General features: G+C 72.6%; 18 protein-coding genes and 1 pseudogene. 16 read left to right on the plus strand and 3 right to left on the minus strand.

The window, feature by feature from the left end; all coding sequences use genetic code 11:
- Window positions 1-93 precede the first annotated feature (93 nt).
- The 6 genes from ACWY4P_RS05395 to ACWY4P_RS05420 all read left to right on the plus strand — a co-directional run bounded on the left by ACWY4P_RS05395 (window position 94) and on the right by ACWY4P_RS05420 (window position 5,131).
- A complete protein-coding gene (locus ACWY4P_RS05395) occupies window positions 94-1,128 on the plus strand; it encodes a zinc-dependent alcohol dehydrogenase family protein (RefSeq protein WP_456208975.1) in 1,035 nt (344 codons plus the stop codon).
- A 295-nt stretch (window positions 1,129-1,423) separates the two neighbouring features.
- Complete coding sequence (locus tag ACWY4P_RS05400) at window positions 1,424-2,359, plus strand: M56 family metallopeptidase (protein ID WP_456208976.1); 936 nt, start codon at window positions 1,424-1,426, stop codon at window positions 2,357-2,359.
- Window positions 2,275-2,658 carry an NUDIX domain-containing protein gene (locus tag ACWY4P_RS05405; RefSeq protein ID WP_456208977.1) on the plus strand — a complete coding sequence of 128 codons (384 nt, stop codon included), beginning with the start codon at window positions 2,275-2,277 and terminating at the stop codon, window positions 2,656-2,658. Before ACWY4P_RS05400 ends, ACWY4P_RS05405 begins: the two co-directional genes overlap by 85 nt.
- Before the next feature lie 114 nt (window positions 2,659-2,772).
- Complete coding sequence (locus tag ACWY4P_RS05410) at window positions 2,773-3,453, plus strand: phosphatase PAP2 family protein (RefSeq protein ID WP_456208978.1); 681 nt, start codon at window positions 2,773-2,775, stop codon at window positions 3,451-3,453.
- Between the two features lie 26 nt (window positions 3,454-3,479).
- Complete coding sequence (locus tag ACWY4P_RS05415) at window positions 3,480-4,190, plus strand: HAD family hydrolase (RefSeq protein ID WP_456208979.1); 711 nt, start codon at window positions 3,480-3,482, stop codon at window positions 4,188-4,190.
- A gap of 179 nt (window positions 4,191-4,369) precedes the next feature.
- The gene (locus ACWY4P_RS05420; RefSeq protein WP_456208980.1) at window positions 4,370-5,131 is read left to right on the plus strand and encodes a TetR/AcrR family transcriptional regulator; all 762 of its coding nucleotides are present in this window, start codon (window positions 4,370-4,372) and stop codon (window positions 5,129-5,131) included.
- On the opposite strand, the gene ACWY4P_RS05425 is transcribed toward ACWY4P_RS05420, so the two are convergent.
- A complete protein-coding gene (locus tag ACWY4P_RS05425) occupies window positions 5,122-6,597 on the minus strand; it encodes an LVIVD repeat-containing protein (RefSeq protein ID WP_456208981.1) in 1,476 nt (491 codons plus the stop codon). The two genes, ACWY4P_RS05420 and ACWY4P_RS05425, sit on opposite strands and share 10 nt — an antisense overlap.
- Before the next feature lie 212 nt (window positions 6,598-6,809).
- On the opposite strand from ACWY4P_RS05425, the gene ACWY4P_RS05430 reads away from it, so the two are divergent.
- The 3 genes and pseudogenes from ACWY4P_RS05430 to ACWY4P_RS05440 all read left to right on the plus strand — a co-directional run.
- Window positions 6,810-7,550, plus strand: a complete 741-nt coding sequence (locus ACWY4P_RS05430) for a DUF305 domain-containing protein (RefSeq protein WP_456208982.1) — start codon at window positions 6,810-6,812, stop codon at window positions 7,548-7,550.
- 168 nt (window positions 7,551-7,718) lie between these two features.
- A complete protein-coding gene (locus ACWY4P_RS05435; RefSeq protein ID WP_456208983.1) occupies window positions 7,719-9,065 on the plus strand; it encodes an FAD-dependent oxidoreductase in 1,347 nt (448 codons plus the stop codon).
- Between the two features lie 159 nt (window positions 9,066-9,224).
- Window positions 9,225-9,892: pseudogene (locus ACWY4P_RS05440) on the plus strand (solute carrier family 23 protein); the annotation flags it as partial.
- Window positions 9,893-9,898: 6 nt separating this feature from the next.
- Here ACWY4P_RS05440 and ACWY4P_RS05445 read toward each other — a convergent pair.
- A complete protein-coding gene (locus ACWY4P_RS05445) occupies window positions 9,899-10,273 on the minus strand; it encodes an ArsR/SmtB family transcription factor (protein WP_456212826.1) in 375 nt (124 codons plus the stop codon).
- A 123-nt stretch (window positions 10,274-10,396) separates the two neighbouring features.
- Here ACWY4P_RS05445 and ACWY4P_RS05450 point away from each other — a divergent pair, with 123 nt between their 5' ends.
- From ACWY4P_RS05450 to ACWY4P_RS05475, 6 genes are all read left to right on the plus strand, one after another.
- Window positions 10,397-11,494, plus strand: a complete 1,098-nt coding sequence (locus ACWY4P_RS05450) for an NADH:flavin oxidoreductase/NADH oxidase (protein WP_456208984.1) — start codon at window positions 10,397-10,399, stop codon at window positions 11,492-11,494.
- Between the two features lie 100 nt (window positions 11,495-11,594).
- Entirely contained in the window at window positions 11,595-12,680 is a 1,086-nt protein-coding gene (locus ACWY4P_RS05455) for a WD40/YVTN/BNR-like repeat-containing protein (RefSeq protein ID WP_456208985.1), read from the plus strand.
- A 96-nt stretch (window positions 12,681-12,776) separates the two neighbouring features.
- Window positions 12,777-13,454, plus strand: coding sequence for a uracil-DNA glycosylase (locus ACWY4P_RS05460; protein WP_456208986.1), 678 nt, complete (start codon window positions 12,777-12,779; stop codon window positions 13,452-13,454).
- 39 nt (window positions 13,455-13,493) lie between these two features.
- Window positions 13,494-14,309, plus strand: a complete 816-nt coding sequence (locus ACWY4P_RS05465) for a phospholipid scramblase-related protein (protein ID WP_456208987.1) — start codon at window positions 13,494-13,496, stop codon at window positions 14,307-14,309.
- 4 nt (window positions 14,310-14,313) lie between these two features.
- Complete coding sequence (locus ACWY4P_RS05470; RefSeq protein WP_456208988.1) at window positions 14,314-15,474, plus strand: N-acetylglucosamine kinase; 1,161 nt, start codon at window positions 14,314-14,316, stop codon at window positions 15,472-15,474.
- Between the two features lie 140 nt (window positions 15,475-15,614).
- Entirely contained in the window at window positions 15,615-16,598 is a 984-nt protein-coding gene (locus ACWY4P_RS05475; protein WP_456208989.1) for a hypothetical protein, read from the plus strand.
- Window positions 16,599-16,936: 338 nt separating this feature from the next.
- Here the strand turns inward: ACWY4P_RS05475 and ACWY4P_RS05480 are convergent, their stop codons facing one another.
- Entirely contained in the window at window positions 16,937-18,049 is a 1,113-nt protein-coding gene (locus ACWY4P_RS05480) for a lactonase family protein (RefSeq protein ID WP_456208990.1), read from the minus strand.
- A 352-nt stretch (window positions 18,050-18,401) separates the two neighbouring features.
- Between ACWY4P_RS05480 and ACWY4P_RS05485 the strand changes: the two genes are divergently transcribed.
- Window positions 18,402-19,334 carry a D-alanyl-D-alanine carboxypeptidase family protein gene (locus ACWY4P_RS05485; RefSeq protein WP_456208991.1) on the plus strand — a complete coding sequence of 311 codons (933 nt, stop codon included), beginning with the start codon at window positions 18,402-18,404 and terminating at the stop codon, window positions 19,332-19,334.
- Window positions 19,335-19,349 lie beyond the last annotated feature (15 nt).

The raw sequence follows: 19,349 nt of genomic DNA on the forward strand, positions 1-19,349 counted from the left end.
CCCCGAAGGCGCGGCCGACCCGCCCGACCGCCCTCGCCGGCCACGCCGGCGGTGCGGTCCCACCCCCACGACGATCAGAAAGAGCTGAGTCCCATGCGGGCAGCATTCATGTACGAAGCCGGCGATGTCCGCGTCGAGGACGCCCCGGACCCCACCATCGAGCGGCCCACCGACGCCATCGTGCGCGTCGTGCGCTCCTGTGTGTGCGGCAGCGACCTGCACCCCTACCACTCCCTGACCGCCGCCGACGGGCCCGTCCCCATGGGGCACGAGTTCCTGGGGGTGGTGGAGGAGACCGGCTCCGACGTGTCCGGTCTCAGCCGCGGTGACCTGGTGGTGTCCCCGTTCGCGTTCGCCGACAACACCTGCGAGTTCTGCCGCGAGGGCCTGCACACCTCCTGCCCCAACGGCGGCTTCTTCGCCAACGGTGTGGGCGGTGCCCAGGCCGAGGCCGTCCGTGTCCCCCAGGCCGGGGGCACCCTGGTCAAGCTGCCGAAGGGCGTCGACGACAAGCTGCTGCCCTCGCTGCTGACCCTGGCCGACGTGTACGGCACCGGCTACCACGCCGCCAAGCAGGCCCACGTCAAGCCCGGTGACAGCGTCACCGTCATCGGTGACGGCGCGGTCGGCCTGCTCGCCGTCCTGTCGGCCAAGCAGCTCGGCGCGGAGCGGATCATCCTGATGGGCCGGCACAAGGCGCGCACCGACCTCGGTGTCGCCTTCGGCGCCACCGACGTCATCGCCGAGCGCGGCGAGGAAGGCATCGCCAAGGTCCGCGAGCTGACCGGCGGCCACGGCACCCGTGCCGTGCTGGAGGCCGTCGGCCACATGCCCGCCTACGAGATGGCCGTCGGTTCGGTCCGTCCCGGCGGAGTGATCAGCCGGGTGGGCGTGCCGCAGTACGAGGACGCGCCGGTCGGCTTCACCAGCCTGTTCGGGCCGAACGTCACGCTCACCGGCGGGCCTGCCCCGGTGCGGGCCTACCTCGAACAGCTGCTGCCCGCCGTCCTGGACGGCAGTGTCGACCCGGGGCGCGTCTTCGACCGCACCCTCTCCCTGGAGCAGCTGCCCGACGCCTACCGGGCCATGGACCGGCGCGAGGCCCTCAAGGTCCTCATCACCCCCTGACCCCGAGGCGGGCCGGACACCGGGGCGGGCCCGTGGTCCGGCTGCCGCCCGGACGCAGACCGAGGAGACCGGGCTGTCTGCCGGTCACCGGTGCCGGATTCGGATCGGGGATGTCCCGGCAAGGGTGGTGAGGGCGTCATCGGGCCGGCACGACAGTGATCTCCACGTCCGGGCATACCGCTGACGCACAGGGGCGATCTCGCCGGGCGCCAGGCCGCCCCGGCGACCGTGGCGTACGTCACTTCCGGCCGCAGGACCGTACCTGCCCCGACATCGCACTCATAAGGTAACGGCCATGATGGTCCCGCTCGCGCTGATGGGCCTCGGCGCTCTGGCGGCGGCAATGGCGCCCCGCCTGCTGGCCCGGTCCGACTGGGCCGACCGCGAACCTGTGCTCGCCCTGTGGGTGTGGCAGTGCGTGGTGGTCGCCGTGTTGCTGTGCTGCGGGCTGACCATGGCGCTGACCGCGGCGGCCGCCTCGCAGGCCGTGCGCGGGAATGTCTTCGCCCCCGCGCCCCAGGGCGTGGTGGAGGCGTACGCGCTGTCCGCGTACGGGCCCTGGGCCGCCCCCGTCGCCGTCGCCCTGGCCTGCGGGGCCGTGTGGACGGCGGTGATGCTGACGCGGGAGATCGGCCGGGCGCGGGCGCGGCGCAAGCAGCGGCGGGCCGAACTGCTCGACCAGTGCCCGGCGTTGCCCGGCGAGGAACCCACCGGGGACCGTCTGGTGGTGCTGGAGGGCGAGCGGCCCGAGGCTTGGTGGCTGCCGGGCACTCCGCCCCGGCTGGTCATCACCACGGCGGCGCTGCGCCGCCTCAAGGGCCGTCGGCTGGACGCCGTGCTGGCGCATGAGCAGGGGCATGCGCGGGCCCGCCACCACTGGCTGCTGCACTGTTCGTCCGCGCTGGCGACGGGCTTTCCGCAGGTGCCGGTGTTCGCGGCCTTCCGCGACCAGGTGCACCGGCTGGTGGAGCTGGCCGCCGACGACTCCGCCTCACGCCGCTTCGGGCGGCTGACGACCGCGCTCGCGCTGGTCGAACTGAACGAGCACCGCGGGGTGTTCGGGCCCGTCCCGGCCCAACTCGCGGAGGTCCCTCGGCGGGTGGACCGGCTGCTCGCCCCTGCCGCGCGACTCTCGCCCGGGCGCCGGTGGCGGCTGACGGCCGCGGCGGCACTGGTCCCCGTCGTGCCGCTCGTGGTCACGCTGGTCCCGGCGCTGCGGGTGCTGGGCTGAGCCGGGCGGAATCCATCGCCAGGCCGGAGGCCGCACGGCCACAGTCGCGGGCTGTCACTCGCGGCGCGGCCGCCCGCGACGAGCCGGGGACCTGGGACACCGGGGCCGGGGCGCTCGAGCACGGCGAGTCCTTCGAGGCGGCCGTGGCGCATGAGGTCCGTGAGGAGTACACCGCGGAGGCCCGCAAAGTCGAGACCGCCGGGGTCCGCAACATCCCGCGCGGCGATCGTGGACCCGGCCCGTGTCGCCATCGGCGAGCCGCACAAGCTCGACGCGCTCGGCTGGTTCACCATGGATGACCTGCCCGCCCCGCGCCATTCGCAACTGGCGGAGACTCTCCCCCCTCTTCCGCGCCCGGGCCCGGCAGCAGCCCTGGCCGCCCCGCGCGCCGGCCGGTGCGCGATCATCGACTCATGCACGCCTCGAAACTCCATGCCGCACGCGTCGCCGCCGTACTCGTCGTACTGTTCGTGATTCTGCTGGTGCTGGTCGTGGCCGCGTGGAGACCACTGGAGGACGCGGACCAGGACATCGCCGAAGCCCTCAACCGGACGGCGGTGACGCACCACGGCTGGACCGAGGCGAACAAAGTGCTGACCGACTGGGTGTGGGACCCCTGGACGATGCGTGCGGGGATGGCGCTGCTCGCCGGGTGGCTGCTGTGGCGCGGGGAGCGGCTGCTCGCGCTGTGGGTCGTGGCCACCACCGCCATGGGGACCGCGCTACAACAGGGCGTCAAGGCGGCGGTCGGCCGGGAGCGCCCGCACTGGCGGAACCCGGTGGACTCGGCGCACTACGCGGCCTTCCCGTCCGGCCACGCGCTCACGGCCACCGTCGCGTTCGGGCTGCTGCTCTGGGTGATGGCGCGGTGCGGGGCGCGGGCGGTGTGGCTGAGGGCCGCGGCGCTGCTGGCCGTGGTGTCCGTGGCCGGCGTGGGGTTCACCCGTGTGTATCTGGGGGTGCACTGGCCCACCGATGTGGTGGGCGGCTGGCTGCTGGGCGCCGCCCTGGTGTACGCGGCGGCGGCCGCGTACCCGTACCCGCCGGAGCGGAAGGACGAGTCGGTGGGGGAATCGCCCGGTACGCCCCGGTGAGGGGGCGCGCCTGGAACGATGGGGGCATGACGATCAAGGGTGCGCTCTTTGACTTCTCCGGGACCCTCTTCCGTATCGAGCCGACCGAGGCCTGGCTGCGGGCCGTGCTCGACGCATCGGGCACGGCCGTGCCGGAGGAGGACATTCCGCGGTACGCGCGGCAGCTGGAGGACGCGGGGGCGCTGCCGGGCGGTGCCCCGCCGCAAGCCGTACCGCCGCAGCTGACCGAGGTGTGGGGCTGTCGGGACCGCAGCGCCGAGGAACACCGTGCCGCCTACACCGGGCTGGCCCGCGAGGTGCCGCTGCCCCGCCCGGAGCTGTACGACGCGCTGTACGACCGCCAAATGGAGCCGGCCGCCTGGCGGCCGTACCCCGACGCGGCCGAGGTGCTGGGCGAGCTGCGGCGGCGCGGGGTGCGGATCGCGGTGGTCAGCAACATCGGCTGGGATCTGCGGCCGGTGTTCCGGGCGCACGGGCTGAACGAGCTCGTGGACGCCTACGTGCTCTCGTACGAGCACGGCATCCAGAAGCCGGACCCCCGGCTGTTCCGGGTGGCGTGCGACGCGCTCGGGCTGGCCCCGGTCGACGCCGTGATGGTAGGGGACGACCGGCGGGCGGACGCGGGGGCGGCGCGGCTGGGGTGCCGGGTGCATCTGGTGGACCATCTGCCGGTGGAGCGGCGGCCTGACGGGCTGCGGCCGGTGCTGGACCTCACAGGCGCGGCCGAAACGCCATGACAACGCCGCGACAACGATGTGACGTCCGGTCACGGAGACAGCGAAACCGTCGATTTCGGGCGATCCCCCGCGTCGCCCGAAATCGACGGATCATCGGGGCCGCCCAGGGCAGGGTGGCGGACAACCCGAGACCGCACTGAGTATATTGGCCAAGAGCCAGTCAACGCAGGAGTTACAGCATGTCCCCCCGCAGCGCTTCGGTCAATGAGCAGTTGCGCCGCCGGTCCCAGGAGCGTCTGCTTCAGGCGACGGTCGAGCTGATCGGCGAGCGCGGCTATGAGGCGACGACACTCGCCGATATCGCCGACCGGGCGGGGGCCGCCCGCGGCCTGGTCTCCTACTACTTCCCCGGCAAGCGGCAGTTGTTGCAGACGGCCGTGCACCGGCTGATGCATCTGGAGCTGGCCAAGGGGCTCGAACGCGAACCGCGGCCGGACGGCGAGGACGCGGGCCGCGAGTGGCTGGCGCGGGCGATCGACGCGATCCTGGGGCTCGCCGTGGAGCGTCCGCGGCTGATGCGGACGCATATGGCGGGCATCCTGACGGCCGAGGGGTTCATCCAGTGCCCCGAGCAGCAGCGGCTGGCCGCGCTGCTTCGCGAGACGATGGTCCGGTACGGATCGCCGGAGCCGGACGCCGACTACGTGCTGCTACGCGCGCAGCTGATGGGCGCGGTGGTCGCGGTGTTGCTGCCGGGTGCTCCGGTGCCGGTCGAGCGGCTGCGGGCCGAGCTCTTCAACCGCTATGAGCTGGACTGGGCGTTGGGCGCCCCGCCGGGCGCGGAGGCGGGCACCGGGGCCTCGGCGGACGACGCGACAGACGGCGGAACAGCCAGCGGAACAGCCGACCGAACAGACGACGAAGCAGCCCGCGGAACGGACGGAGACGGGGCAGTCTCCCCGGGCGGCCAGAAGCCGCCCGGGGCGGACGGTCAGCGGTAGTCGGGCTGCGTCTGCACGTTCAGCTCGCGCAGCCGCACCGACCGGGCGCCGTCGGTGCGCCGGTCGTCGATCTTCAGGACGTCGAAGCCCTTGGCGATGTCGTTCGAGTAGATGTAGCCGTTGTAGTAGTACGCGGACCAGGAGCCGCCGCCGACCGGCGTGTCGGCGGAGATGGGACCGCGCTCGAAGTAGCCGATCTCCTTCGGGTGCCGCGAGTCGGTGAACTCCCAGATGGACACGCCGCCCTGGTACCACGCCTGGACCATGATGTCGCGGCCCTTGACCGGGATCAGCGAGCCGTTGTGGGCGACGCAGTTCTCGGTGTTCGCCTGGTAGCGCGGGATCTTGTAGTAGTTCCGGAAGACCAGCTTGCGGTGGTCGCCCTTGCCGACGATGTCGTAGATGCCGTCGGCGCCGTGGTCCGGGCCGACCTCGGCGTTGCAGGTCGCGGCCCCGCCGCCGCCGAGTTCGTCGGTGAACACGACCTTGTTGCCGCGCTCGTTGAAGGTCGCCGAGTGCCAGAAGGCGAAGTTGACGTTGTCCTCGACACGGTCGATGACCCGTGGCCTGGCGGGATCGGCGATGTCCAGCAGGATGCCGTCACCCATGCAGGCGCCGGCCGCCAGCTTCAGCTTGGGGAAGCTGGTGATGTCGTGGCAGCCGGTCGTCTTGGAGACACCCGGGTTGGTGGGCTCGCCCGGGTTGCCGCCGTCCGGGAAGAGCACCGGGAAGTCGACGACGGCCGACTTCTCGGGCGTGCGGCGCGGCACCTTGATGACGGAGATCCCGTCGTGCGGCGGTCGGCAGTCCGGGAACGTGGCGTCCGGGGAGTACGAGGAGACGTAGACGTAGACGTTGTCCCGCTCGGGCACCAGGGTGTGGGTGTGCGAGCCGCAGGAGGTCTCGATGGCGGCGACGTACTTCGGCTCGGTCTTGTCAGTGATGTCGAAGACCTTCATGCCCTCCCAGGACGACTTCTCCGTGGCGGGCTGCGTGGTGCTGTTGCAGGAGTTGTCGCTGCGCGAGGAGTCCGTGGAGAGGAAGAGCAGGTTCCCGGAGACGCTGATGTCGTTCTGCGAGCCCGGGCACAGCACCTGGCTGACGGTCTTCGGCTCCTTCGGGTTGCTGATGTCGTAGATGACGAAGCCGTCGTAGTTGCCCGCGAAGGCGTACTTGCCCTGGAAGGCCAGGTCCGAATTGGTGCCCTTGAGTGCCTGCTTGGGGATGTTCGTCAGATGGCTGACGTTGTCGCTGTGGACGATCTCGTCCACACCCGGTATCTCGCCGTCCTTGATGGCCGCCTTGACGTCATCGGCCTGCCCCTTGGACACCCGTTCACTCTTCGGGGTCGCTCCGGGGTCGGGCGTCGCGGCCGCCGGGCTCGCGGCGAACAGCGAGGCGAGGAGGCCGAAGGCGGCCACGGCGGTACCGAGGCGCCGGGGTCGCAACGAGGATCTGTGGCGCACCTGGAGTCTGTGCCACGGCTTCAACTGCGTCCTCCCTTCTTTCCCGTTCGGGGTTGAACGATGCGTGGATGTGGGCCCTGGGCAGTATCGCTCGTTCCATGTACACCTCAACAGTCGGCAATGAATATGTAACGAAGTTTCCTTGCAGGGATCAGCCACTTACGTGCTAATACGGTCAGCACAGCTCGCAAACGTCTCTGGAGGTCAGGGTGTTGATCCGGCGTACGACCACGACCGCCCGTGCCGCACGCGCCGCCTCGCTCGCGGTCGCGGCGGTGACCGCGGCCCTGGCGCTGGTCCTCACCGGCTGCGAGGCCGAAGGCGGCGACAAGGCCAACAGCAAGGCCAAGGACCCCGGGCCTTCGGTGATCGCGCCGGGGAAGCCCGGGGAGGCCGCGAAGAAGCTGACGGCCGAGGAGGCGGCGAAGGCGAAGGACGACGACTCCCCCAACTCGGCCGACTTCAGCTACGTACGCATGATGATCGAGCACCACCGGCAGGCCCTGGTGATGACGGCCCTGGCCCCCGACCGCGCGAAGTCGTCGAAGATCAAACGACTCGCCGAGCGCATCTCCGCCGGGCAGAAGCCGGAGATCGAGGCGATGAAGGGCTGGCTGCGGACGAACAGCGGCACTGACGGTGGTACTGACAGCGGTGCTGATGGCGGCGCTGACCGCGATACAGGCGGCGATACGACGGGCCACCAAGGCGGGCACCACCAAGGCTCCATGCCCGGTATGGCCACCCAGAAGCAGCTGGATCAGCTGCGCGCAGCCGACGGAGCCGACTTCGACAAGCTCTTCCTCAAGCTGATGATCACCCATCACTCCGGCGCGATCTCCATGGCCACGGACGTCCTGGCCCAGGGCAACAACGTCAAGGTGGAGGAGATGGCCGACGACGTCATCGCGCAGCAGGGCGCCGAGATCCGGCGGATGCAGCAGCTCGGATAGCTCACGGCGGGCCCGGCGCCACCCCCGGGGCCCGGGCGCCGGCCTCCGGCCCGGAACGTCAGCCTCCGGCCCCGGCCGTCACCCGGGAGCCTGTCACCGGCGCGTAGTGCCGGACCGGAGCCCCCCTCGGGTGCGATGCTGGAGACATCCTGCGGAAGGAGCTCCGCCGTGCTTCGCGTAGCAGTCGTCGGATCCGGGCCGAGCGGGGTCTACGCCGCCCAGGCGCTCGTCCAGCAGCAGGCCGTGCCCGATGTGGCCGTGGATGTGCTGGACCGGCTGCCGTGCCCGTACGGCCTGGTGCGCTACGGGGTCGCCCCGGACCACGAGAAGATCAAGTCGCTTCAGAACACCCTCCGCACGGTCCTGGAGCACCCCCGGGTCAGCTTCCTGGGCAATGTGCCGGTGGGGCCGGCGCCGCTGGCGCCCGAGCGGCTGCTCGGGCTGTACCACGCCGTCGTGTACTGCGTCGGGGCGGCGACCGACCGCCGGCTCGGCATCCCCGGGGAGGAGCTGCCGGGCAGCTTCTCCGCCACCGAGTTCGTCTCCTGGTACAGCGCCCACCCCGACTCGGCGATCGACGCCTTCGCACTGGGCGCGCGCTCCGCCGTGGTCATCGGGGTCGGCAATGTCGCGGTCGACGTGGCGCGGGTGCTCGCCCGCGGGGCGGAGGAGCTGCGCCCCACCGACGTGCCGCACGCCGCCCTCGGCGTGCTCGCCGACAGCCGGGTGAGCGACGTGCACATGATCGGCAGGCGCGGTCCGTCGCAGGCCAAGTTCACCACCAAGGAGCTGCGCGAACTCGGCGCGCTCACCGGCGCCGATGTGCTGGTGCGGCCCGAGGAGCTGGCGATGGACCCGGCGTTCGCGGACCCGTCGCGGCTGCCGGGGCCCAGCCGGCGCAATATGGAGGTGCTGCGCGACTGGGTGCGCCGGGAGCCCGTCGGCCGGCCGCGCCGGATCCACCTTCGTTTCTTCCTGCGTCCGGCGGCGCTGCTCGGCGAGGGCGCCGTACGGGCGGTGCGGTTCGAGCGGACCGCGCCGGACGGGATGGGCGGGGTCGCCGGGACCGGCGACTTCGAGGACGTGCCGGCGCAGCTGGTCCTGCGGTCGGTCGGCTACCGGGGCGTACCGCTGCCCGGGCTGCCGTTCGCCGCGGACAGCGGGACGGTCCCGCACGAACAGGGGCGGGTGGTGCGCGGCGGCGCGCCTTCGCCCGGCGAGTACGTCGCGGGGTGGATCAAGCGGGGCCCGACCGGGGTCATCGGGACCAACAGGTCGTGCGCCAAGGAGACCATCGCCTCCCTCCTGTCCGACGCGGCCGCCCTCGCCTCACGCCCGGTGGCCGAGGACTCGCGGGCGGCGCTGCGCGCGATGGGCCTGGAGCCGGTGGAGTGGCCCGGCTGGCTGCGGATCGAGGCGGCTGAGTCGGCGCTCGGGCGGACGCTGGGGCGGTCGCGGGTGAAGATCCCGGACTGGCCCGGGCTGCTGACCGCGGCCCGCGACGCTCAGGGCTGAGCGCCGGCCGGGCTGCAGTGCGTGGGGCTTTGCCCTCCTCCATCGCCAGGGCCCCCGGTCCGGGGGTGGGCGGTGCTGTGCTGGCTTGGTTATCGCTCAGCACGCCAAATGCCGTACCAGCTGTGGGTGGGCGGGGAATCGCCCGGCGGCGATTCCCTGTTCGCGGCGGTCACCCCGATGGTGCTGATCGGCACCGGAGGCGGCGGGCTGCCGGCGATCTACGGTTCGGTGCTTGTCGCGGGCCTCGCGATGATCCTGCTCGCACCGGTCTTCGGGCGGCTGCTGCGCTTCCTCCCGCCGCTGGTGACCGGCACGGTGATCCTCGTCATCGGTCTGTCGCTGCTGCCGGTGGCGGGCAACTGGGCGGCGGGTGGCCAGGGTTCGGCGGACTTCGGGGCGCCGAAGAATCTGGGTCTGGCCGCCGGGGTGCTGATCACCGTTTTGGCCGTGCAGCGCTTCGCCCCCGGTTTTCTGGGCCGGGTCGCGGTGCTGGTCGGCATCGTGGCCGGGACGGCGGCGGCCGTGCCGCTCGGCTTCACCGACTTCTCGGGGGTGGGCGACTCCGACTGGGTCGGCGTCTCCACGCCCTTCCACTTCGGCGCCCCGACCTTCGAGGCGGCGGCCGTGGCCTCGATGCTGCTGGGCGGGGTCTTCAACACCTTCCCGTACACCGCCTTCGCCCAGAACGTCGGCCTGGGGGGATGACGCGGGTGCACAGCCGGTGGGTCGTGGCCGCGGCGGGCGGGATTCTGGTGCTGCTGGGCCTGGAGCCCAAGCTGGGCGCGCTGGTCGCGGCGGTCCCGGCGCCGGTGCCGGCCGGGGCCGGGCGGGCCTCAGCCCCGGTCGCCGACGACGCCCGGGTCCTGGCGGGCGGCGGCGAGCAGGACGCTGTCGAGCAGCCCGGGGAACAGCGCGTCCAGGTCCTCGCGGCGCAGCGCGTTCATCTTGGCGGTGCCGCGGTAGATCTGGCTGATCACACCGCTCTCCCGGAGCACCCGGAAATGGTGGGTGCTGGTGGACTTGCTCACCGGCAGGTCGATGTCCGAACAGCTCAGCCCGCGGGCCTCCGTCGCCAGGGCCCGCACCACCCGCAGCCGCATCCCGTCGGACAGCGCGTGCAGCACATCCTCGAGGCGGATGGCGGCACGCGCGGGGTGCTCGAGCAAGCGGGCGGTCGGCTGTTCTGGGGCGGGGGTCTGCGTCTGCACGGCTGCTCCTCGGTGCCTCGTTAGCAGGCCCCATTGTACGAAATGCTTCGTAGTTTGACACCTGGCGTACTACGAGGTTTATCGTACGAGCACCCCCGTGGACGACGCGAGACGGAGCCTGCCATGAGCGCACTGTTCGAACCCTGCACCCTGCGGTCGCTGACCATTCCCAACCGGATCTGGATGTCGCCCATGTGCCAGTACTCCGCGGAGGCCACCGGCCCGGACACCGGCGTGCCCGGCGACTGGCACTTCTCGCACTACACCTCGCGGGCCGCCGGCGGCACCGGCCTGATCCTGGTCGAGGCCACCGCCGTCAGCCCCGAGGGCCGGATCAGCCCGGCCGACCTGGGCCTGTGGAACGACACCCAGACCAAGGCCTTCCGCCGGATCACCGCCTTCCTCAAGGAGCACGGCACCACGCCGGGCATTCAGCTGGCCCACGCCGGACGCAAGGCCTCGACCGACCGGCCGTGGCTGGGCGGCGCGCCCGTGGCCGAGGACCGGGGTGGCTGGCAGCCGGTCGGGCCCAGCCCGGTGCCCTTCGACGAGGGCCACCCGGTGCCGGAGGAGCTGACGGCCGAACAGATCCACGAGGTCGTCGGCCAGTTCGTGGACGCGGCGCGGCGCGCGCTGGCCGCCGGGTTCGAGGTCGCCGAGATCCACGGCGCGCACGGCTATCTGATCGGCGAGTTCCTCTCGCCGCACAGCAACCACCGGACCGACGAGTACGGCGGCTCGTTCGAGAACCGGACGCGCTTCGCGCTCGAGGTCGTGGACGCCGTACGCGCGGTGTGGCCGGACGAACTGCCGCTGTTCTTCCGGATCTCGGCGACCGACTGGCTGACCGAGGACGACTCGGACGAGCGCCAGGGCTGGACCGCCGGGGAGACCGTACGGTTCGCACGGGAACTCGCCGCGCACGGCGTGGACCTGCTGGACGTCTCCAGCGGAGGCAACGCGCCGCGAGTGCGGATCCCGACCGGCCCGGGCTACCAGGTGCCGTTCGCCGCGCGTGTCAGGGCGGAGACCGGGCTGCCGGTCGCCGCGGTCGGCCTGATCACCGACCCGGAGCAGGCCGAGAAGATCCTCTCCAACGGCGAGGCGGACGCCGTGCTGCTCGGCCGTGAGCTGCTGCGCGACCCGTACTGGGCGCGGCGCGCGGCGCGCGAGCTGGGCGCGGTCGCCACGGTCCCGCGGCAGTACGGCCGGGCCGTCTGAGCTGCGGTGACGTGGTTGGGCGGGCCGTTGTCAGTGGTGGGGTGCAGACTCTGTGATGCTGGCTCTGTGATGCCGGACACATCGCAAGGAGTGATACGCCATGGATGACGTCCTGCTCGCCATCGGCACCCGCAAGGGGCTGTTCCTCGGACGCCGCCGGGGCGGGGGCTGGGACCTGACCGGTCCCCACTTCCCGATGCAGGCTGTGTACTCCGTCGGCATCGACACCCGTCGCGCCGTGCCCCGGCTGCTGGCCGGGGCGGACAGCTCGCACTGGGGCCCGTCGGTCTTCCGCTCCGACGACCTCGGGCGCACCTGGCACGAGCCGCCCGCGCCCGCGGTGCGGTTCCCGGAGGGGACCGACACCTCGCTGGAGCGGGTGTGGCAGCTGCACCCGGCCGGGCCCGCCGCGCCCGACGTGGTGTACGCGGGTACCCAGCCGGGCGCCCTCTTCCGGTCCGACGACGGCGGGGAGACCTTCGCGTTCGTACGGAGCCTGTGGGAGCACCCGCAGCGGCCTGAGTGGGGCGCGGGCTTCGGCGGGCAGGCGGTCCACACGGTCGTCACCGACCCCCGCGACGCGGACGTGGTGCTGGCGGCCGTGTCCTCGGGCGGGGTGTACCGGTCCGCGGACGGCGGGGCGAGCTGGGCCCCGTCCAACACCGGGCTGAAGGCGGAGTTCCTGCCCGACCAGTACCCGGAGTTCGGCCAGTGCGTGCACAAGATCGCGCCGGACGCGGTGGACCCCGACCGGCTGTACCTCCAGAACCACGGCGGGGTGTACCGCAGCGACGACGCCGGGGCGACCTGGTCGGAGATCGGCAAGGGGCTGCCGGCCGACTTCGGATTCGCGGTCGCCGCCCACCCCCGGCGCGGCGGGGTGGCCTATGTGTTCCCGGTCAGCGACGGCTCGGACCGCTATCCGCCCGGCTACCGCTGCCGGGTCTTCCGCACCGAGGACGCGGGGGCGTCGTGGTCCGAGCTGTCCGCCGGGCTGCCGGAGGCGAACCACTACGGGGTGGTGCTGCGGGACGCGCTGCGCACGGACGACGCCGACCCGGCGGGTGTCTACTTCGGCAACCGCAACGGCGAGGTGTACGCGAGCGCGGACGAGGGGGACAGCTGGCGGCTGGTCGCCGAGCACCTTCCGGACGTGCTGTGCGTGCGGGCGACGGTGGTGGGGTGAGGCGGTGGGGTGAGGCGGTGGGGTGAGGCGGTGGGGTGAGGGGCGTGCTCGGGTGAGATGGCGCACGGCCACGCGCCGAACCACTAGAGTGCCGACGTGGCTGCACGACCCTTGAACGAAATCGTAGAAGCAGGCTGGGCCAAGGCACTTGAGCCGGTCGAAAGAGGCATCGCCGCGATGGGCGACTTCCTCCGGGCCGAGATAGCGGCGGGGCGCACCTATCTTCCGGCCGGACAGAATGTGCTGCGCGCTTTCCAGCAGCCCTTCGACGAGGTGCGGGTCCTGATCGTCGGCCAGGATCCCTATCCGACGCCGGGCCATGCCGTGGGGCTGAGCTTCTCGGTGGCCCCGGAAGTGCGCCCGCTGCCCGGCAGCCTGGAGAACATCTACCGCGAGCTGCACACCGACCTCGGCCTGCCTCGCCCGTCCAACGGCGATCTGACCCCGTGGACCGCGCAGGGGGTGCTGCTGCTCAACAAGGCTCTGACCACCGCGCCGCGCAAGCCCGCCGCACACCGCGGCAAGGGCTGGGAGGAGGTCACCGAGCAGGCCATCCGGGCGCTGGCCGCGCGCGGCCGCCCCCTGGTGTCCATCCTGTGGGGCCGCGACGCCCGGAATGTTCGGCCGCTGCTCGGCAGCCTGCCCGCCGTCGAATCCGCGCATCCCTCCCCCATGTCCGCCGACCGTGGCTTCTTCGGCTCGCGTCCGTTCAGCCGAGCCAATGAGCTTCTCGTACAGCAAGGGGCCCAGCCGGTGGACTGGCGCCTTCCCTGACGGCTTCCTTCCTGGTGAGCGGCAGGTAGTCTGCCCGCCATGACGACACATCCGAACACCCCTGCGGGCTGGTACGCCGACCCGCAGGGCACGCCCAACCTGCTGCGCTGGTGGGACGGCGCACAGTGGACCGAGCACACCCACCCGGGCCAGCCGGGGCAGGTCCCGCAGCAGCAGGCGCCGGTCGCCGACCCGGCGAAGATCCAGCATCAGGTGCAGCAGCAGGCGGGCGTCGCCCCGGTCTACGCCGGCAGCGGCACGCTCTTCAGCGAGCCGGTGCTGGTGGTGAACCAGAAGGCCAAGCTGATCGAGCTCACCAACGAGTACAGCGTCTTCGACCAGCATGGGCGCACCGTCGGGTCGGTGGTCCAGGTCGGTCAGAGCACCCTCAAGAAGGTGGCTCGGTTCGTCTCGAGCCTCGACCAGTTCATGACCCACAAGCTCGAGATCCGCGACGCTCAGGGGCAGCCGCATCTGGTGCTCACCCGCCCGGCGAAGTTCATCAAGTCCAAGGTGTTGGTGACGCGCCCGGACGGCCAGCCGGTCGGCGAGATCGTGCAGCAGAACGCCATCGGCAAGATCAACTTCGCCATTCAGGTCAACGGCCAGCAGATCGGCGCCATCAAGGCGGAGAACTGGCGGGCCTGGAACTTCGCCATCGTCGACCACACCGAGACCGAGATCGCCCGGATCACCAAGACCTGGGAAGGTCTGGCGAAGACGATGTTCACCACCGCGGACAACTACGTCCTCCAGATCCACCGCCAGCTGCCCGACCCGCTGCTGAGCCTTGTCGTGGCCACCGCGCTGACCGTGGACACGGCGCTCAAGCAGGACGCGCGCGGATTCGGCTGAGCCGGTGCGCGACCGTGCGGAGCAGGGATTCGTACTCGGCATCGACTCGGGCGGCTCCGGCGTCCGAGTCGCGCTCGCCCGCGCCGACGCGCGCGCCGACGCCCCGTCCGAGAGCGGCGGCGACGACGGCGAGGAGGAGTGGGACGGCAGCTGGGGTGACGGCCCGGCGAACGGCCTGACCTGGTCCTCGCCCACGCCCGCCGTGGTCGGCGAACGGGGCATCGACGCGGACAGCCTGCTCGCCCGGGTGCTCCCCGCCGCCGACGCGCTGCTGCGCGAGGCGGGGGCGGACCGTGTGGCGGCGGTGTGTGTCGGCGCCGCGGGCATGGCCTCGCTCGGCGACGATCTGCGCGCCAAGCTGCCGGAGGCGCTGGCGAGTTCGGTCGGCGCCCGGCGGCTGGCCCTGGCGGCCGACGGGGTGACCGCCTACGCCGGCGCCCTCGGCCAGCGACCCGGCGCGGTGGTCGCGGCCGGCACGGGCCTGATCGCCCTGGGCGCCCTGCCGGGCAGTACGGCGAAGACGGACAGCGCGGACAGCGCGGACGGTGACGCCGGAGAGGAAAGAGCGGACCGTTCGACTGCCGGTGCCCGCGGCGGCTGGCGTCGTGCCGACGGCTGGGGCCATCTCCTCGGCGACTGCGGCGGCGGGGCCTGGATCGGCCGGGCCGGTCTCGAAGCGGCGATGCGCGCGTACGACGGGCGCGAGGGCGGCTCACGGCCGCTGCTGGCCCGCCTGGAGGCGGTCTTCGGCCCGGCGGGCGAGCTGCCGGGGAAGCTGTATCCGCGCCCCGACCGGCCCGCCGTGCTGGCCTCGTTCGCGCCCGAGGTCGGGCGGTGCGCGGAGCGGGACCCGGTCGCGGCCGCGATCCTGCGGGACGCCGCACGGCACATCGCGCAGGCCGCGGAGGCGGTCTGCCCGGATGCCGAGGGGCGCGTGGTGGCACTCACCGGCGGCCTCTTCCGCATGGGCGCCCCCCTGCTCGTACCGCTCCGCGCCGAGTTGGCCGAGCGGCTGCCGAACGCCCGTGTGACCGAGGCGGCCGGGGATCCGCTGACCGGGGCGGTGCGCATCGCCGCGGCGCTGGCCACGGACTCGCTGCGGCTGCCGCAGGACGCGGCGCTGCTGCGCGTCATGGACGTCGGCCCAGTCTCACCGAAGCCTTGAGCCTGCCATCGCCCGGCGTCAAGCCAAACAGCGTCAAAGCAAACAGTGTCGAACAACACGACTCGGCAAATGGGGACAGATGACCCCGCGTCGCACCCTCCCGAACAGCCGATCACAACAAGCGACTAACATGCGGCGCCATGAGCTCCCCCACTGGGCCCGCGTCCGGCCTGCCTGTACGAATGCCACGTCCCCGCCAGCCCGGACGGCACCGCCGACCGGAGCCCGCAGCCGCCCCTGTCGGCGCCCCTCCCCTGGTACTGGCCGTCCCGGGCTCCCCTGACGACGCCACCCGGAGCCTGGCCGAAGAGGTCGTGAGCATCGCCCGCTCCGAGCTGCCCGGTCTCGACGCCCAGATCGGTTACGTGGACTGGGCCGGCAACGGGGAAGGCGCCGACGAGGACTTCCCGGCGCTGGAGGCCGTGCTCACCCGCGCCGCCCAGGAGCGCGGCGAGCGCGCCCGCCGGGCCGCCGCGGCCGCCAAGGCCGAAGCGGAGGCGCTCGGCGAGGAGGGCGCGGCCGCGGCCGCCGAACCCACCGTCACGGACGAGACCGCCTCCGCCGTCGTCGTGCCGCTGCTCGCCGGGCCGGACAACGCGCTGCTGCGCCGGATACGCCAGGCCGTCAAGCACAGCGGCTCCGCCGCCGAACTCACCGACGTCCTCGGCCCGCACCCGCTCCTCGCCGAGGCCCTGCACGTACGGCTGTCGGAGGCGGGCCTCGCCCGCGCCGACCGCGCCCGCCTCTTCACGGTCGCGACCGCCGCGGACGGGATCATCCTGGCCACGGTCGGCGGCGCCGAGGCGGCCCAGGCCGGTGGCATCACCGGCATGCTGCTCTCCGCGCGCCTGGCCGTACCGGTGATGGCCGCCGCGCTGGACGAGGACGGAGCCGTCGTCCGCGTCGCCGAGCAACTGCGCTCGGCAGGCTCCTCCCGGCTCGCCCTCGCCCCCTACCTCATCGGCCCCGAGGTCGCCGCCGACCTCCCCGCGGCCGCCGCCGAAGAGGCGGAGTGCGCGGCGGCGGAGCCGCTCGGCGCGTACCCGGCCGTGGGCAAGCTGGTGCTGGCGAAGTACGCGACGGTTCTGGGCATCAAGCTCCAGCCGAACCCGGCCATGCGCTGACGCTGCGCGCTGCGCCGACCCGTACGGAGCCGCGGCGGCCCCCACCGCCGGGGCCGCCACCCGCCCCCGTACGGCCCGGGCCGTCGGCCGGCCTCGCCCCGTACGGCCCGACCCCGTCGGCCTGAGGCCTCGCACCCCGTACGGCCCGACCCCGTCGGCCTGCGCCCGGCACCTGGACCGCGCGGCCCGTGCAGCCAGGGCCCGTCGCAGTCGTCGCACCCCCAACGGCCCGACCCCGCCAGCCCTGCCCGGGCCCCTTGAAGCCCACGCCGCGCCCGTACGGCGCATGCCCGTCGACAGACGTCGCGCCGGTACGGCTCGGGCGGTCGGTCGCCTGTTCAGGCGAAGATCACGCACGAGGCCGCGGGGGCGTCGAGTGAGCCCGCGCGGGTCGGCACGCCCGACGACGGGTCGATCCGGAACCACGTCACGTCGCCGGAGCGCTCGTTCGCGGCGTAGAGGTGGCGGCCCGAGGGGGCGAGGGTCAGGTCGCGGGGCCAGTGGCCGCCGCAGGGAGTGGTGGTGACCAGCGTCATCGTGTCGCCGGACGCGTCGAGGGCGAGGGTCGCGACGCTGTCGTGACCGCGGTTGGCGACCCACACGAAGCGGCCGTCCGCCGACACGACGATTTCCGAGGGGAAGTTGGGGACGTCCGTGCCGCTGGGCAGGACACGTACCTCGCCGAGCGCGTCGAGGGTGCCGGACGCCGCGTCCCAGCGGCACACCGTGGCCGTCGAGTCCAGTTCGTTGATGACGTAGGCGCGCTTGCCGCGGGGGTGGAAGGCGAGGTGGCGCGGGCCGCTGCCGGGGCGCAGCCGGGCCTCGCGGTGGACGCGCAGGGGCACGTCCCGCGCATCCTTCGCATCGCCCGTGCCCGTGCCCCTACCCGTGCCCGTGCCCAGCGTGTCCGTCGAGCCCACCGCGTACACCCACACCGAGTCCGTCCCCAGGTCGACCGCCAGCACCCACCGCCCCGACGGGTCCGGCACGACGGCGTGCGCGTGTGGGCCCTCCTGTCGGGCGGCGTCGGGGCCGCGGCCCTCGTGGCGCAGCACCGTCGGCGGTGCGGCGAGCGCGCCGTCGTCCCGGACCGGGAGCGCGGTGACGGTCCCGGAGCCGTAGTTGGCGGTGAGGAGATGCCCGGCGGCGAGCGCGAGGTGTGTCGGGGCAGCGCCGTGCACGGGTACGGGTGTGCCGAGCGGGGCGGGTGGCTGGGTGGGGTCGGCGACGCGGAAGGCGGCGGCCGCGCCGTCGTCCGTCTCGCTCACCGCGTAGAGGGTCTCGCCGCCGGGGGCGAGCGCGAGGTAGGAGGGGTTGGGCACGGTGTCCGTGCTGTGCAGGGCGCTCAGCGCGCCCGTCTCCGCGTCCACGGACGCGACCGTGACGCCTGCGCCGCCCTCCGAGGTGAACGAGCCGATGTACGCCCGCTGGCCACTGCCTGTTGTGCTCACCGCACTGCCCTTCCGCCGACTTACGGTTGCGGGGCGGGCCACAGGGGCTGAGGCGCCCCGGAGGCGAACCGAGCCCCGAGAACGGTAACGCAGCGGTCTAGACCAACCCCCGTACATGCGCCCGCTCGCGCGCGTCACGCCCCCCGCGAGCGGCGCCTCCGGGCCGTGCGGATGGGCGAGGGCGGGTGGCGCGGCTCGGCGCCCGGGACCTGTGGGTGCGCAGCAGCGGGGCGATCTGACCGGGCCGCCTACGCCTGGGCCACGAAATCGAACTGACGCCCCGGCGTCTGCCCGTCCGTCACCCAATGGCATGATGCGCTCGCCCGCGAAATTCCGAGGAGATGGAGGGCATATGAGGAGATTAGGGGGACCCGCGGTGCGTCGCTGGGGAGCGGCCGTCATCGCATCCACGGCGGCCTTGTCGGTCGTGCTGCCCGTGTCGAGCGCCCAGGCCGCCGGTGGTCCGTCGGGTATCAGCGCCAAGGGCGCGTATCTGCTGGACAACGGCGCCAACCAGCAGCTGTGGGCCAAGGCGGCCGACACCAAGCGCCCGATGGCGAGCACCACGAAGCTCATGACCGCGATCGTGGTGCTGGACACCAGGGGGGTGAATCTCGGCAAGAAGGTCACCGTCAAGCAGTCGTACATCGACTACACCGCCCGGGTCGGCGGTAGCAAGGCGGACCTGAAGAAGGGCGACAAGCTCACCGTCAAGCAGCTGCTGTACGGCCTGATGCTGCCGTCCGGCTGCGACGCCGCCATGGCGCTCGCCGACACGTTCGGCACGGGTGACACCACGGCCAAGCGCACCAAGTCGTTCATCGCGCAGATGAACAAGAAGGCGTCCGCGCTGGGGATGACCAAGTCCCACTACGACACCTTCGACGGCATCTCGGACGGGGGGCAGAACTACACCACGCCCCGCGACATGGCCAAGCTCGCCCGGCACGCGCTGGGCAACGCCACCCTCGCCACGGTCGTCAAGTCCGTCGACACCATCCAGAAGGCCCCGGCGGCCAACGGCAGGACCAGGTCGTACTACTGGAACAACACCAACCGGCTGCTGGGTTCGTACAGCGGCGCGATCGGCATCAAGACGGGCACCGGCACCGCGCCCGGCAGGTGCCTCGTCTTCGCCGCCAAGCGCAACGGACGCACGGTGGTGGGCGTGATACTCAACGCCCCGAAGCGGTACCCGGACGCGAAGAAGATGCTCGACTGGGCGTTCAACAGCAGCACCACGGTGAAATGGCGCCAGCTCCCCGAGGGCGCGCAGCAGGACTGAGCCTCTCCGGTTCCG

This window comes from Streptomyces sp. LZ34, from assembly GCF_053890475.1.